At 32.4% G+C, this 15,077-nt stretch carries 18 protein-coding genes; 11 read left to right on the forward strand and 7 right to left on the reverse strand.

The genetic code is table 11. The annotated features are described in order from the left end of the window. The first annotated feature begins 21 nt into the window (after positions 1-21). Positions 22-198, forward strand: coding sequence for a TetR-like C-terminal domain-containing protein (locus tag FD36_RS06655; protein WP_153198633.1), 177 nt, complete (start codon positions 22-24; stop codon positions 196-198). Between the two features lie 185 nt (positions 199-383). Continuing rightward, entirely contained in the window at positions 384-2,207 is a 1,824-nt protein-coding gene (lepA, locus tag FD36_RS02120) for a translation elongation factor 4 (RefSeq protein WP_420896813.1), read from the forward strand. A 95-nt stretch (positions 2,208-2,302) separates the two neighbouring features. Here lepA and FD36_RS06980 read toward each other — a convergent pair whose 3' ends face one another. From FD36_RS06980 to FD36_RS02140, 5 genes are all read right to left on the reverse strand, one after another. After that, positions 2,303-2,431 carry a hypothetical protein gene (locus FD36_RS06980; RefSeq protein ID WP_263850788.1) on the reverse strand — a complete coding sequence of 43 codons (129 nt, stop codon included), beginning with the start codon at positions 2,429-2,431 and terminating at the stop codon, positions 2,303-2,305. A gap of 75 nt (positions 2,432-2,506) precedes the next feature. After that, the gene (locus tag FD36_RS02125; RefSeq protein WP_041817801.1) at positions 2,507-3,040 is read right to left on the reverse strand and encodes a hypothetical protein; all 534 of its coding nucleotides are present in this window, start codon (positions 3,038-3,040) and stop codon (positions 2,507-2,509) included. Positions 3,041-3,101: 61 nt separating this feature from the next. After that, the gene (locus FD36_RS02130) at positions 3,102-3,584 is read right to left on the reverse strand and encodes a hypothetical protein (protein ID WP_056957755.1); all 483 of its coding nucleotides are present in this window, start codon (positions 3,582-3,584) and stop codon (positions 3,102-3,104) included. Between the two features lie 14 nt (positions 3,585-3,598). Next, positions 3,599-4,135, reverse strand: a complete 537-nt coding sequence (locus tag FD36_RS06880) for a hypothetical protein (RefSeq protein ID WP_014082071.1) — start codon at positions 4,133-4,135, stop codon at positions 3,599-3,601. 93 nt (positions 4,136-4,228) lie between these two features. Next, a complete protein-coding gene (locus FD36_RS02140; protein WP_056957756.1) occupies positions 4,229-5,479 on the reverse strand; it encodes a hypothetical protein in 1,251 nt (416 codons plus the stop codon). A gap of 126 nt (positions 5,480-5,605) precedes the next feature. Here FD36_RS02140 and FD36_RS02145 point away from each other — a divergent pair, with 126 nt between their 5' ends. Both FD36_RS02145 and FD36_RS02150 read left to right on the forward strand, forming a co-directional pair. Further along, positions 5,606-6,220, forward strand: a complete 615-nt coding sequence (locus FD36_RS02145) for a TetR/AcrR family transcriptional regulator (RefSeq protein ID WP_056957757.1) — start codon at positions 5,606-5,608, stop codon at positions 6,218-6,220. A 78-nt stretch (positions 6,221-6,298) separates the two neighbouring features. After that, the gene (locus tag FD36_RS02150) at positions 6,299-7,528 is read left to right on the forward strand and encodes a D-alanyl-D-alanine carboxypeptidase family protein (protein WP_056957758.1); all 1,230 of its coding nucleotides are present in this window, start codon (positions 6,299-6,301) and stop codon (positions 7,526-7,528) included. Positions 7,529-7,543: 15 nt separating this feature from the next. On the opposite strand, the gene FD36_RS02155 is transcribed toward FD36_RS02150, so the two are convergent. Next, entirely contained in the window at positions 7,544-7,813 is a 270-nt protein-coding gene (locus FD36_RS02155) for a hypothetical protein (RefSeq protein WP_056957759.1), read from the reverse strand. Between the two features lie 178 nt (positions 7,814-7,991). On the opposite strand from FD36_RS02155, the gene FD36_RS02160 reads away from it, so the two are divergent. The 7 genes from FD36_RS02160 (at position 7,992) to FD36_RS02190 (ending at position 13,899) form a co-directional block, all read left to right on the forward strand. Continuing rightward, complete coding sequence (locus tag FD36_RS02160; protein WP_014082066.1) at positions 7,992-8,381, forward strand: VOC family protein; 390 nt, start codon at positions 7,992-7,994, stop codon at positions 8,379-8,381. A gap of 134 nt (positions 8,382-8,515) precedes the next feature. Further along, positions 8,516-8,824 (forward strand): hypothetical protein, encoded by a 309-nt coding sequence (locus tag FD36_RS02165; RefSeq protein ID WP_056957760.1) that lies wholly within the window; start codon positions 8,516-8,518, stop codon positions 8,822-8,824. A gap of 70 nt (positions 8,825-8,894) precedes the next feature. Then, the gene (prmA, locus tag FD36_RS02170) at positions 8,895-9,773 is read left to right on the forward strand and encodes a 50S ribosomal protein L11 methyltransferase (protein ID WP_041817795.1); all 879 of its coding nucleotides are present in this window, start codon (positions 8,895-8,897) and stop codon (positions 9,771-9,773) included. Positions 9,774-9,775: 2 nt separating this feature from the next. Then, positions 9,776-10,510 carry a 16S rRNA (uracil(1498)-N(3))-methyltransferase gene (locus tag FD36_RS02175; RefSeq protein WP_056957761.1) on the forward strand — a complete coding sequence of 245 codons (735 nt, stop codon included), beginning with the start codon at positions 9,776-9,778 and terminating at the stop codon, positions 10,508-10,510. A gap of 74 nt (positions 10,511-10,584) precedes the next feature. Then, positions 10,585-12,810 carry a RelA/SpoT family protein gene (locus tag FD36_RS02180; protein WP_056957762.1) on the forward strand — a complete coding sequence of 742 codons (2,226 nt, stop codon included), beginning with the start codon at positions 10,585-10,587 and terminating at the stop codon, positions 12,808-12,810. Positions 12,811-12,823: 13 nt separating this feature from the next. Next, positions 12,824-13,270 (forward strand): D-aminoacyl-tRNA deacylase, encoded by a 447-nt coding sequence (gene dtd / locus FD36_RS02185; protein ID WP_056957763.1) that lies wholly within the window; start codon positions 12,824-12,826, stop codon positions 13,268-13,270. Next, positions 13,270-13,899 carry an HAD-IA family hydrolase gene (locus FD36_RS02190; protein ID WP_056957764.1) on the forward strand — a complete coding sequence of 210 codons (630 nt, stop codon included), beginning with the start codon at positions 13,270-13,272 and terminating at the stop codon, positions 13,897-13,899. Before dtd ends, FD36_RS02190 begins: the two co-directional genes overlap by 1 nt. 49 nt (positions 13,900-13,948) lie before the next feature. Here FD36_RS02190 and FD36_RS02195 read toward each other — a convergent pair whose 3' ends face one another. Beyond that, on the reverse strand, positions 13,949-14,794 hold the full coding sequence (locus FD36_RS02195; protein ID WP_041817793.1) for an N-acetylmuramoyl-L-alanine amidase family protein: 846 nt from the start codon (positions 14,792-14,794) through the stop codon (positions 13,949-13,951). Positions 14,795-15,077 lie beyond the last annotated feature (283 nt).

A 15,077-nucleotide genomic window follows, 5' to 3' on the forward strand; every position in this document is an offset into this window, starting at 1 on the left:
ATTTATTGACATAGGAGCAATATGAAATTTAATGTTTCTTGGCACAACAATGTAACGGAAAAAGAAGCTCAATATATCATAGATTTTTTCATAGGTGGATATTGGAATATAATTTCAATATGGCTAAATAAAGATGAACCAGAGAAGCCGGAATATATTTCAAATTTATTAATTAACGCTATTAAGATTATAAATTAAAAAATGTAGACAGTATTGCTTAGATTTGAAGTTTGAATCTTATAAATTACTTATTGCTCCTTTCTAAAAATATATTAGCTATCAAGCCGCTTCCTTATTTGTTTAATCACAAATCCATTGGTATAATTTAGATGGGTGAGAATGAACGAATTTAGAAAGTAGGAAAAAACGTGGATTATCAAAAAATGGAAGAGAAACAAAAGAGAATTAGAAACTTTGCAATTGTTGCTCATATTGATCATGGTAAATCTACTTTAGCTGATCGAATTCTAGAAATGACAGATACGGTTTCTAAACGAGAAATGAAAGCTCAATTGTTAGATAACATGGATTTGGAACGTGAACGTGGAATTACGATTAAATTAAATGCGGTTGAATTAACTTACCATGCAAAAGATGGAATCGATTATGTTTTTCATTTAATTGATACTCCGGGACACGTTGATTTTTCTTATGAAGTATCACGTAGTTTAGCAGCTTGTGAAGGGGCTTTGTTAGTGGTTGATGCTACTCAAGGTGTTCAAGCGCAAACATTAGCTAACGTCTATTTAGCACTGGAAAACGACTTGGAAATTTTACCAGTAATTAATAAAGTTGACTTGCCATCAGCTGAACCAGAACGAGTTAAACAAGAAATCGAAGATGTGATTGGAATTGATACGAGTAATGCCGTTGAAGTAAGTGCTAAAAGTGGCTTAAACGTTGATAAATTACTTGAAAAAATTGTAAAATTCATTCCCGCTCCTCAAGGTGATATTGAAAGACCACTAAAAGCCATGATTTTTGATTCAATTTATGATGATTATCGCGGAGTAGTTTTAAGTGTGCGACTTTATGATGGAGTTGTTAAAGCGGGAGATAGAATTCGCTTAATGAATAGTGGTAGTGAATACGAAGTTACCGAAGTTGGTGTGAACTCGCCTCATCCAATTCCTCGTGACTATTTAATGGCTGGAGATGTTGGTTATATTACCGCTAGTATCAAAGACATTAATGAAACTCGAGTTGGTGATACGGTTACCAAGGCGAATAATCCGACTGCAGAAGCACTACCAGGTTATCGCGAAATGATGCCAATGGTTTACGCGGGACTTTATCCAACCGATAACGCTAAATTTGAAGATTTACGAGAAGCCTTAGAAAAATTGAAGTTAAATGATGCTGCTTTGGAATTTGAACCTGAAGTATCACAAGCTTTAGGCTTTGGTTTTCGTTGTGGATTTTTAGGTTTATTGCATATGGATGTTGTGCAAGAACGATTAGAACGAGAATTCAATTTAGATTTAATCACGACAGCTCCATCAGTTACTTATCAAGTCGATATGAGTGACGGAAGTGTTGTTGAAGTGGAAAACCCTTCAGAAATGCCAGATGCATCTGCAATTAAAGACATTAAAGAACCGTATGTTAAAGCTTCATTGATGGTTCCAAACGATTACGTTGGAGCTGTCATGAAACTTTGTCAATCACGGAGAGGTGATTTTGTCACAATGGAGTACCTGGATGATACACGGGTAAATGTAATCTATGAAATGCCATTATCAGAAATTATCTTTAACTTCTTTGATCGTTTGAAATCAAGTACTCACGGATATGCATCGCTTGATTATGATGTGGATGGTTATCGTCAAAGTGATTTAGTTAAAGTTGATATTTTATTGAACGGTGACAAAGTGGATGCTTTGAGTTTTATTGCTCATAAACAATTCGCCGATGAACGTAGTCGTGATATTGTAGGCAAGTTAAAGGGAATTATCCCACGACAAAACTTTGAAATTCCAATTCAAGCTGCCATTGGAGCTAAAATTATTGCCAGAACTAACATTAAAGCTTATCGAAAAGATGTTACTTCTAAGATTCATACCGGTGATCCTGATCGTCGTGCTAAGCTTTTAGATAAGCAAAAACGAGGTAAAAAGCGGATGAAATCAGTTGGGAAAGTTGAAGTACCGCAGGCTGCGTTCATGGCAGTTTTACAAAATGACGAGGAACAAAAGCCTGGTAAATAGATAGTTACGATTAGTTTAAAAAACAAAAAAATTACATATCAACTCGATTTACTTTGGGGATAAATTCAAAGATATCGGTGGTATGTAATTTTTATTTATTTCTTATCAAATTTAGGATTTCCATAAGTATAAGACCAAATTGAAATTTCTGTAATTGAAATAGTTCCTAAAATAAGTGAACCTACAAGTAGTGGGGTATTTCCGTAGTATTTTTTATTTTTCATGATGAATTCTCCATTGATTTTCAAATTAAAAAAGACTGAATTTTAAGTTCAGTCTTTTTCTATACTTAATATACCTTAAAATCCGCGGGTTGAATACGTTTGTGGATTTTCATAAATGTTATAAGGGTCATTATCAGTATTCTGATTTTGATTATTTTGAGATGTTGTATTTGCAGGTTGTTGGGATTGGTTAGTAGGCGTTGAAGTTGTTGTTGATTGTTCGGTAACTTTCAATGATTGATTAGTAAATTTAATTTTTTGTTTACCGTATTTAAATTCAATTATGCCATTGTTTATGTTTGTTAAAGATAGTTTAGATGTTTTGGCAATTCTTTTGCCTTGTGCTTTTAATTTATAGCCATTTTTATTTTGTTTTGTAACTTTAAATTTGTAAACACCTTTGTGTTTACCATTTGTAACTTTTAACTTAGCGTTTGAATTTTTTATGGTAAATTCATCACCATTTTGATTTGTCCATTTTCCTTGTACATTTTTAGAAAATGTTTTTTTACTTTGTGCGTAGGTTGTTGGTTGAATAATATTAAATGTTGCCACTCCAGATACGGAAATAATACTAATTGCAGCAATTTTTAAAAACGTCTTTTTCATAATAATCTACTTTTATACAGAGCTAAATTTACATTAAACTAAAATCAAGCTATAAAGCACATTAAAATCCACGGTTTGAATAGATTTCAGGGTGTTTATAAATATTTAAAGCATCAATGTTTGAATTATTATCCGGATCATTATTACTAGTTGTACCAGATTGATTAGTGTTGTTTTGCGTTTCTTTTACTGGAGCAGGAGCAGGTTGATCTTTGTATTTACTTGGATTGTTAAGAATTTGTTGTGTTTGTTTTTCTTGAGGTGTTTTGTCCTTATTAGGTAAAACTTGTAATGATTTCTTCACACTTAAATTTTCGTTTTCATGAAGGTAGGCAGCCGGAGTTTTACCTTCTTTGGCTGCAAAATCATTTACATCTTTATGTTTGGGGAGTTTTTTTGGATTAGGTGTATGTTCCTTTGATATTTTCTCAACTTTTTCTGTTTTGGGTTTGGTATCTTTGTGACTAGTTTCTTTTTTTGAACCACAAGCAGCTAAGCTTAAACTGATTAATACGGTTGAAAATAGAATTGCTGATTTTTTCATAATTGCTCCTTCGTTTAGTTATTAGTAGGGTTAGATTGATTGTTATCATTTTTAGATGAATTATTGTTAGCATTACTAGTCGTCGTTGAAGGATTAGAATTACTATCTTGCTTAGATTTATTATCCGTCTTATCAGTAACTGAATTAACTTGATTTTTAACCTTATTGTCTTCGTTATCCAAAGAACTATTTGAATCATCGGACTGGTTATCAGTTGATGTTGAGGTTGACTGATAATTATCATCATTTGATGATTGAGTTTGTGCTGGGTTATTATTTGAATAAGCATCCGCCGCAACCCAGCCTTTATTTAATAAGCCATTAATGTACAACTTATTGTAAATAAAGGCAAATACAATCCCCACAATTAGTGAGCCAAACGCATAGGTACGATAACCCAACATCGTCTCAGTAACGAACATAATGATAAACCAAAGCCAATCACCACGATATAATGCTGGCCAAAATCCAAAGAAAAAGGTGGTCCAAGAGAAACCGATTTTTGCTCGCTTGATTTGATTAGTTACTGGATTTACTAAACTAATTTTCATAGATTGTTTCTCCTGCTCTTCGATTACCTTAATTATAATACATTCAGCCATAATAAAAACACATTGGGGGCATTCCAATGTGTTTTGCACCAATTATTTTTGGAGATTATCACTATCGGCATTTGTTTTAATTCCATTAACAATTAATTCGATTAAGCCAAGGGCAAGTCCAATTGGTGGATAAATGTAGATGCCAATTAAAGTGACAATCACAGATAAAATAAACCAGTAACTTCTGATAAAACGATAAATAAACATTCCGGTTATTTTTTGATATGCTTTGAGATCACCATCTTGTTTTAATTGGTTTGCAATTGCATAACTTAAGTAGAAGTAAGCTAAGCTCCAAGCAATAAAAACTAAAAGATAAAAAATTTCTGGTCCGGGATAGGTAATGTAGCGACCAACCCAAGCAGCTGCCACAGGAATTAACGACATGGTGAAAATCCACAAGTTATTGGCCCAATAAATTTTCTTAGTAATTCGTTTTGCTAAAAAGAACATGATAAAGGCGAAGGTCGCAATTGCTAAGAAAAGCGAGATGAGGGGACTATCAGGGAAATGATAACCTAAGAATTGGCTAACGTAGAAAGTTGTTACAAATCCAACGATTAGAGATAGCAGTGCAACAATTCCGACCACGGTTCCTTTAAAAGCTAAGACATCTTTTTTATGTTTTGGTTGAAAGGCACGACTGGCAAAGTAAAGCAGCATAGTGGGTACTAAACTCGTGATCCAGATTGGTTGAAAGAAAACTGAGCTAGCGGCTTCTAAGTTTTTAGTGGAATGCACGATTGAAGTTTTGACGTTAATCGGGTTCGCAATTGCTTCGGCTTTGCTGGCTGGTACTGAAAGATTAAGGGCTGCCATTTTAGCTAAAACACCAGTTCCAATCGAAGTTCCTACCTTATTAAGTAGACTAGTTAAAACTGAGCTAACGTTAGTGGCTAAAGTATGATTTCGTCCTTGATTAATGACAATTTTAACGGTGGACTTTTGTCCAGTTTGACCAACCGTTTGTACTGATTGGGACAAATCTTTGGGAATAATAACGGTGGCATAGTTACCATTAAAGCTAAGGGCATGATTAGCTGCTTTAATCGTTTTGTATTCATACCATTTGAGCATGGGATGATCTGCATGATCTGCTTTAGTTTTATTATGCATAGCTTTGTTAGTTAGGCTTTTTCCAATTGGACCTTGATCTTGATTCACAATGCCAACGGGTACATTTTGGATTGTGGATTTAGCCGTTGGCAATTGGGCTAAAGTCATAATTAAAGTGACTAAAAGGGTGGCTAAAACTGCAAATGCGAAAAACTTATTTTTTAAAATTCGTTTCATGAGACTTCCTCCTTTGAATAAAAGAAACAGTTAGTTGCTTTTTACTTAGTTAAGCATATACTGCTTGGTAAAGGGAAGTAAGCATTAAAATGCACGAAACTGTTGCATTTTAATTGGGGGATTAAGATGCCGAAGTATCAACATAAGTTTAATCAAACAGATCAAAAAATTAGCAATGCCTTATTGTCATTAATTACAGCAAAACCATTTGCTGAAGTCTCTACTGACCAAATTTGTAAAACGGCTGATATCAATCGTTCAACTTTTTATCGTCATTTTGCTGATAAGTATTTAGTCTTAGAAAAAATTGAAGCTGACTTACTCAGTAAATTTTTTTCCATTTCAAATAAGCGGATCGAAAAAAGTTTCTCGATTGATGAACTAACTGAAAATTTGGAAAATTATATTGATGGTTTACTAGATATAATATTAGAAAATCGTTCTAAATTAGCTATTATTTTGAGTAAAAATGGTGATCCTAGTTTTCATAATCAGTTAGCAGAAATGTTATCAACAAAAATTAAAAATACATGGAAGAAAATTAGTCGAAATGGGAGTGAAAATTTTAATAATCTAAATACCGATCTGGCAATTGATTTCATTGTGGCATCCGATATGGCAATTATCATTTATGCAGTCGAGCATCCAGCGATTCCTCATCAAATGATTAAGAATACTTTTTCGCAACTCTTAATTGATGGACCGATGAATACAGTTTATAAGTCACTGATGAAAAAGTAGGCAGGAGTGGTACAAATTGAGCATTAAAAAGCCTATGATATAAGTAAACATAGTTTAATATAGGAGAATTACATAGTTATGAAATTTAATACGAAAAAGATAAAGTTGATTTTAGCAGTACTTGGAGCTTTTTTTGTTTTGAATACTGGCATATCTGTTAAAGCAGCGATTTTTACGCCTAATGTTCAATCAAAAGCGGCAATTTTGGTAAATAAAAATACTGGACAAGTAATTGCCAGCAAAAATGATCAAAAACGTTATCCAATTGCTTCAATTAGTAAGCTATTAGTTATTTACATGGTTGAGCAACAGATTCACCAAGGAAAATTAAAGCGAACAGATGTTGTTAAAATTCCTGATAATATTTTAAAATTTAGTCAAGATTCAGGAGTCGCAAACGTCGCCATGAATAAGCAAAATAAATATACGGTTGATGATTTAGAAAAAGCAGCATTGTTGCCTTCATCTAATTCAGCAGCAATGGCTTTAGCAGAAAAAGTAAGTGGTTCTCAAGCTAATTACTATAAGGATGCCGAAAAATTATTAAATTCTTGGGGAATCAAAAACGTTAAAATTTATTCTGCTAGTGGATTATGTAATGGAGATATGGGGCAATTAAAAGATAAGTCTGTTAGTAAAAGTGCCGAAAATAAACTTTCAGCTCGTGAAGTAGCAATTGTAGCTTCAAAACTTTTAGCAAAATATCCTAATGTTTTAAACACAACTCAGTTGACCCAAACAAGTTTTCCTAGTATTAATGGGGGAAAACAACAAATTAATACAACCGTTGGACTGCTTGGACACTCTAACTACGGATTCAAGGGTTTAAAAACTGGAACTTATCTTAAAGGATATAATTTTGTGGGTTTTGCGACTTTAAAAAATCAACCAGTGATTACGGTTATCTTTAATAGTCGTCACGCTTCACCATTTTTAAGTACTGAGAGTATGATGAATCAAGCAAATGCAAGTACTGAAACAATTAACAATTCAATTAAGAAAACTAAAATTGATAATGCTGATACAAAGTCTGGAGAAATTGCAATTAAGCAAAAAATTCCAACCTTAATATTTGCACCTAATAATTTTAAGCAAAAAGATCTTAGAATAAACTTTAAACAAACGGATGATTTAAGTGCTCCTTTAAAGAAAAATGATCTTGTTGGAACGCAAACTTTTAAGTTTAAAGAAAAAACTTATAATGATTTCATCGGAAAACAATCCAACATTAAGTATGTTTCAAAAAATAATGTTGATAAAACTTGGATGATTGTAAGCTGGTATCGTAAATTAGTTAATTTATTTTAAATTAATAGACTATTTTTATCTTGGAATAGCCATGAATACTAAGTCTTGGTTTTTGGGGAAAGAGTTTTTTTCGCCAAATTCATCAGATGAAATACTATCACCGATATTACCAATTTCATGTTTTGGATCTTTTTTAAGAATTAAAAGATATTCATGATCACGATTAATATCATCAAGAGTAACTGCATCCAATTCAGCTACTTCACCAGAAGGTAATTCAACTTGAATGGCTTTTAAATCATGAATACCGTCGGCTTTAATTTCAAACGGAACATTTACTAACATTATAAAATTCTCCTTACATATAATATTTCAATTATAACGGTATAATGAGCAAAAAGTAAGGTTTTAGCTTTTTAAATGCAATGAATGAAAATGCTTTATTAATTCTAAAAAGTGTTTTATAATAAGAGTGTTAAAATATTCACATATGAATGATAATAATTACTGAGGAGATACGATTATGGCTTTAGATAACTACTTTACTGGAATTCAACACGTTGGTTTTCCTGCAGGAAATTTAGATGAAACAAAGGCTTTTTATGAAAAATTAGGTTTCGAATTAGCTGGTGAATTTATGTACAATGATGCTCGTTGTGCATTCATGAAATATGGAAACCTTATAATTGAAACCTGGGAAGGCGATAAGATTGCTGATGTTGATGGTGCTATTAACCATATCTCATTAAATACTACTGATGCTGATGCTGCATTAAAAGAAGCAAAAGCTATGGGATTAAATCTTATTGATACTGAAATTCAAACACGTCCATTCTGGGAAAAAGGAATTCGTTTCTTTAATATTTATGGACCTAACCACGAAAAAATTGAATTTTGTGAAATTGTTAAATAAATTAATTTCTAAGCAGGCGTGGATACACACGCCTGCTTTTTTTATGCCAAGACTTGCCATTTTTACAGCTCTCCAGTAGTATTTAATATAGAAAAGAAATTGGCTACGAAATTATAAAAGAATGGAGGGATAACATGTTAGCAATTACTAAGCAATTTTTACGTGATAACGGTTGTCATTATAAAAAAGGGTACATTAGACCACTTATGACTCCAGATAATGTTTACATTTTTCGATTTGGAAAAGATGAATTAAATAATCGAATTATTATTCGCTACGGACACGGATGGACGGGAAGACAAAAAATTAAAGAAATTGATTTACGTCTCCATAAACAAAAACATCCACGAATTTTTAAAACTGAACTTAGTTTAATGAAGTATCTTAAATCTCATTTAGAGTATCATGAAGAAAAAGTCGAGCGATTAGGTTTAGATAAGTAGAGAATGCATCCTGAAATATGGGTGCATTTTTTGTAATTATTGATTTTTTAGATTAGGAATGGAAAAATTTATGAATTTAATTGAAATTAAAGTTAAAACAACTCAAGAAGCAGTTCCTGCAGTTTCAAATATCCTAATGGAACAAAATGCACAAGGCATTCAAATTGACGATGCTAAAAATGATGGCAACGCAACCGTGATTACCTATTTTCCTGATGATGTTGATATTAAAAAAATAAAAAAAGATGTTGAAACTCAAACTAAAAAATTAATTGATTTTGGTTTGAATCCTGGAAATGTAGAAGTAGTAATTAGTGATATTGAAGAAAAAAGCTGGGCACATAATTGGGAAGATTATTATCATGCTGAACGAATCACACGTTATTTAACGATTGTTCCAGCTTGGGAAGATTATCAAAGCAAAGAATCTGATCAGTTAATCATTAAACTAGATCCTGGAATGGCATTTGGAACTGGAACTCATCCAACCACCAAAATGGCAATGCAAGCCTTAGAAATGACTTTGCGTGGGGGAGAAAAACTATTTGATGTTGGAACTGGTTCAGGTGTTTTAAGTATTGCAGCCCGTAAATTAGGTGCTAATCAAATTGAAGCTTGGGATAATGATCCGATTGCAGTTGAAGCAACGAAGAAAAATTTTGCTTTAAATCCAGGGATGAATAATATCAAAGTGAGTGTTAACAGTTTGTTGGACGGAATTAATGGAAAAGCGGATGTAATTGTCGCAAATATGTTAGCAGACGTGCTTTTACCATTGATTCCTCAAGCAGTTGAACATTTAGATAAGGGCGGAAAATTTATTACTGCGGGAATTTATGCTGATAAATTGGAAATAATGCTTAAAAATTTAAAAGAAAATGGATTTAAAATTAATCAAGTAACAGAAGTTGATAATTGGCGGTCAATTATTGCTACAAAAGGGGAATAATCATGCAACATTATTTTTTAAATCAATCATTAGAAGTTGGTGATCAATTAGAATTACCAACTGAAATCAAGAAACATTGGTTACGCGTAATGAGGGCTGAAAAAGGAAGCAAGGCTGAGTTTGTAGCAAATAACCAGCTCATCTATATTGGTGAATTGATTGATGAGCAAAATGGAAAAATTGAACTTATCAAAAAAATTGAGCATAATGTGGAATTACCTTTTGCAGTGACAATTGCTTGTGGACTACCCAAAAACGGTAAGGCAGAATTGATTGTGCAAAAGGCCACTGAAATGGGCGTTAACACAATCATTTTTCTACCTACTGATTGGTCGGTTGCTAAATGGAATCAAAAAGCAGTGAAAAAAGTAGATCGTCTTCAAAAAATTGCAAAAAGTGCTGCCGAACAATCGCATCGTAATTTGATTCCAAAAGTTATGTATTTGGATGGATTAAATAAATTATGTGAAATTCCAGCAAACCAAAAAGTAGTCGCTTACGAAGAGTCAGCTAAACACGGAGAAAGTAGTAATTTAGTTAAAGTGGTTAATTCTTTGGATAAAGGAGAAAAATTGTTAGCTTTCTTTGGACCAGAAGGTGGGATTTCGCCCGATGAAATTTCAAAATTGAAAGATATGAATTTTACCTTAGTTGGATTAGGACCAAGAATTTTACGAACCGAATCAGCACCACTCTATTTTTTGAGTGCTGTGTCTGCACTTTCCGAATTAAAATGATATAATCGTTGTTAAAATAGTTTTATTTACGAACTAAAATATTTTAAAAAGAAAAAAGTGAGGAGATGTAATGAATGGCAAGCTTAAAAACGTGGACGCCCGATGAAATTTTTGCAAAGGTTTCAGAAAGTATGAATGATGAACAAGTTAACACAATCAAACATGCATATGAATTTGCAAAAAAGGCTCATGGAGATAAACGTCGTTCATCTGGTGGCACTTATCTCTCACATGTAACACAAGTAGCGGGAATTTTAGCTGGACTAAATATGGATTATGAAACAATTACAGCTGGATTTTTAAATGATGTAGTTGAAGATAGTAACGTTCAACTTTCTGATGTAGAGAATGAATTTGGCAGTAACGTTTCTTTAATTGTAGATGGTGTCACAAAGATTAGTAAAATTAAATATAAATCTAACAAAGAACAGCTGGCAGAAAATTATCGAAAATTACTTTTGGTAATGTGTAAAGATATCAGAGTCATGATTGTTAAATTGGCTGATCAAATGCATAATATGGATACTTTAGAATCACTTGGAAACGAAGCACAACAAAGAAAGTTCTCGGAAGAAACGATTGATGTTTATGCACCTATTGCTGATCGACTCGGGATGGGGACAATCAAGTGGGAACTCCAAGATATGTCATTACGTTATTTAAAGCCTAGTGAATATTATGAAATTGCTCATTCTATGAAATCAAAAAGAAATGAACGAGAAGCATATGTTGCTAATGCAATCGAAGAAGTAAAAAAAGCCATTGCAAATTTTAATATTGATGCTGATATTTATGGACGGCCAAAACATATTTACTCAATTTATAAAAAAATGGTTGATAAGCATAAAAAGTTTGAAGATATCTATGATCTTTCGGCAATTCGTGTTTTAGTTGATTCAATTAAAGATTGTTATACAGTTTTGGGAGCAATCCACGCAAAATGGCGTCCAATTCCGGGAAGATTTAAAGACTACATTGCAATGCCCAAACCAAATATGTATCAATCTTTGCATACTACAGTCATTGGCCCTGAAGGTAAACCACTTGAGGTTCAAATTCGAACTCACAAGATGCATCAAATTGCTGAATATGGGGTTGCAGCTCATTGGGCTTATAAACAAGGTGTGACTGAAGAAATAAAAAGTGATAAAGATGGAGTTCAGCTAAATTTGTTTAAACGAATTATTGAAATTCAAGAAGAAACTGATAATGCATCTGATTTTATGGACAGTGTAAAAGGTGATTTATTTACTGATAATGTTTATGCATTTACTCCAGCAGGAGATGTTTTAGAGTTACCTAAAGGCTCTGGGCCACTTGATATGGCTTATGTAATTCATACGCAAGTAGGAAATAAAACAACTGGGGCACGAGTAAATGGAAAAATGGTTTCATTAGATTATCAAATTAAAAATGGTGATATTGTTGAAATTATTACATCATCTAACTCAACTGGTCCAGGAAAGAATTGGCTTGATTTAGTTCATACTAATAGTGCTAAACATAAAATCAATCAGTTTTTCAAAAAGCAAGGTCGTGATGATGATATTAAATCCGGCCTTGAAGTATTGAATACTCATTTAGAAGAAAATGGTTACGTTCCTGGTGATTTATTGACTTCTGAAAACTGGAAAAGAGTTTTAGATGAACTACATTTTCGTACTAAAGAAGACTTACTAGCCGCACTTGGTTTTGGTGATATTCATGTTCAAGGGGTTGCAAATCGTTTTACTAGCGATATTAGAAGTGAACAAGAAAAAATCAAGCAACAAGAGGCAGAAAAGGCTTTACTAGAACAAGCAAATCAAACGGTTTCAACCAAAGAATCTACTTTTAAACAAGTTAGTAATCCGGCTGATAATGTAGTGATTGAAGGAATTGACAATGTTTTAGTTAGAATGAGCCATTGTTGCTTACCACTTCCTGGTGATCGAATTGAAGGTTACATTACAAAGGGACGCGGAATTACGATTCATCGAATCGGATGTCCAAACGTTAATTCTGAAGAAAAAAGCAGAATGATTGATGCGCATTGGGCTAATTCGGATAATAATTTGGTTAATTATCCTTCAAAAATTAAAATTGATTCTTATAATCGAAATGGAATTTTAAATGATGTCGTTAAAAAGTTAAATAATAGTCCAGCTTTAGTAACTTCAATTAGTGGTAAAGTTCATGATGATACTGCTTTAACAATTGTTGTAATTATTAATATCAAAAATCTTAAACAATTACATGAGGTAATTGATACAATGAAAATGGTATCTGGGGTGAAACAAGTTCATCGGGTACTTGGATAAAGGATGAAATAAAGTGAAATTAGTTATTCAAAGAGTTAATCATGCAAGTGTTAAAATTGACGGTCAGGTTAATGGTGAAATTGAAAACGGATTTATGATTTTAGTTGGGTCAGAAAAAAATGATAATCAAGCTACTGTTGATTATTTGGCTAATAAGATTGCTAAATTGCGGGTTTTTGAGGATGAAAATGGCAAAATGAATTTAAATATTCATCAAGTTGAAGGTGAAATTTTGTCTGTTTCCCAATTTACACTTTTAGCAGAGCTTGAACATGGAAATCGACCTTCATTTAAAGCAGCAGGTGATCCATCTGAAGCAAAAAAAATGTATGAGGCATTTAATTTAGCTCTTGAAAATGAAAACCTGAAAGTTGAAACTGGTGTTTTTGGAGCAGATATGCAAGTTGATTTAGAAAATGATGGGCCAGCAACTTTTGAATTGAATTATCAGGTGAAATAATGCTTAAAAATTTAATTTGGGATTTTGATGGAACTCTGTTTGATACCTATCCATTCATGGTTACGGCTTTTGGAAAAGCCCTCCAAGCACAAAAAATTAGTGAGTTTGAAATTGATCCTGATGCTATTTACGAACAAATGCGTGTTCATTCAGTTGGTTCGGCAATTACAAAATACAGTGCTAGATTTGGAATTGATAAGGATAAGTTATTAAGTGATTATAAATCATTTGAGCAAGACGAAGTGGAATTGGCTAAGCCCTTTGTTGGTGTCAAAAGTAATTTACAAAAAATCATTGATAATGGCGGGCAAAATGCTTTGCTTATGCATCGAAACCAACAGGCATTATCATTACTAAAAAAATATGATTTAAAGCGTTTTTTCACGGGATTTGTGACTAGCGATAATCAGTTAAAAAGAAAGCCAGACCCTGAGTCATTAAACTATTTAATTCATAAATTAGATTTAAATAGATCAAAAACGGCAATGATTGGTGATCGAGAATTAGATATGACTGCTGGTAATAATGCCTTAGTTAAGACAATCTTGTTTGATCCTGATTATTTAATTGAAACAAATAATGCTGATTTTGTAATTCACGATTATCAAAAATTAATGACAGATATTTAATAAAAAAACAGATTATTATCTCTTTTGTGAGATTATAATCTGGTTTTTATTAATAGGTTGAATTTATATAATTATTAACTCCATTTTCGACATCTTGCGCTACTGTTTCTTGGTACTGTTGATTTTCAATGTGTTTAAAGTCATCATCGTCATTGATGTATCCCATTTCTAAAAGAATTGAAGGGACTTTGACATCTCTAATAACTAAGAAATTTCCAAATTCAATACCACGATTATCAATAGGAATGTTTTCCATTTGACGATTAATGTCCGTGGCTAATTTTAAGGATAATCCCTTGTGGTAGTAATAACTGGTAAATCCAGATGCAGTATTATTTTCTGGAGATGAGTCAAAATGAAAACTAATAAATAAGTTGGCATTATTATCTGTCGAAAAGCTGGGACGGCTAAATAAACTAACTGTTTTGTCGCTGTCCCTTGTCATAATAACATTTGCTCCTTTTTCCTGAAGCTGTTTAGCAGCCTTTTTTGCTACCTGTAATGTGTATGTTTTTTCCATATTATTTCCGGTAGAAAGGGCACCGGAATCGCTTCCTCCATGACCTGGATCAAGAACAACAGTTGTTTCAGATAGGTTGGTAGCCTCTTTTAAGGTTTTATTATTAACTAACCAGTCAGGAATCCAACCAATTTTACTATGATCATAAACTACTCGGTCCCAATTATCTTGACGATTTAAGATTTGAACTCTTGTACCAGCGTTAATTTTACCGGTTGTTTGATAAGAAATATTTGGACCACTTTTAACTTGTAAATTATTACAATGAATCATAACGTTATTTCTCAATAATAAAATAATCAAAATTAATAAAGTTATGCTAGTAACAATTAAGGTAAAAGTAAATCCACGCTTATTTTTAATATTTATTTTCATAATTAATCCTTTTAAAAACGTGATTAAACATATAATAATATATTTAATTAAAAGTTACTAATTAAATATATTATTTTGTCAGTATCTTGACTTTTTTAGAAAAAGTTATTATTCTTAAAGAGAATATTCCACTGATTATGATGATTAGTAGATAGATAATTCAATTATCAGAGAGCGCTGTTAGATGGGAATGCGTAATTGAAACTATTGAAGACACACCTAGGTGTAGATTAAATAATAAAAAGAAATAAAAAAGGTGGTACCGTGCTAATTGCGCCCTTGT

Origin of the sequence: Fructilactobacillus sanfranciscensis DSM 20451, assembly GCF_001436035.1 — a bacterium.
Lineage (GTDB): Bacteria > Bacillota > Bacilli > Lactobacillales > Lactobacillaceae > Fructilactobacillus > Fructilactobacillus sanfranciscensis.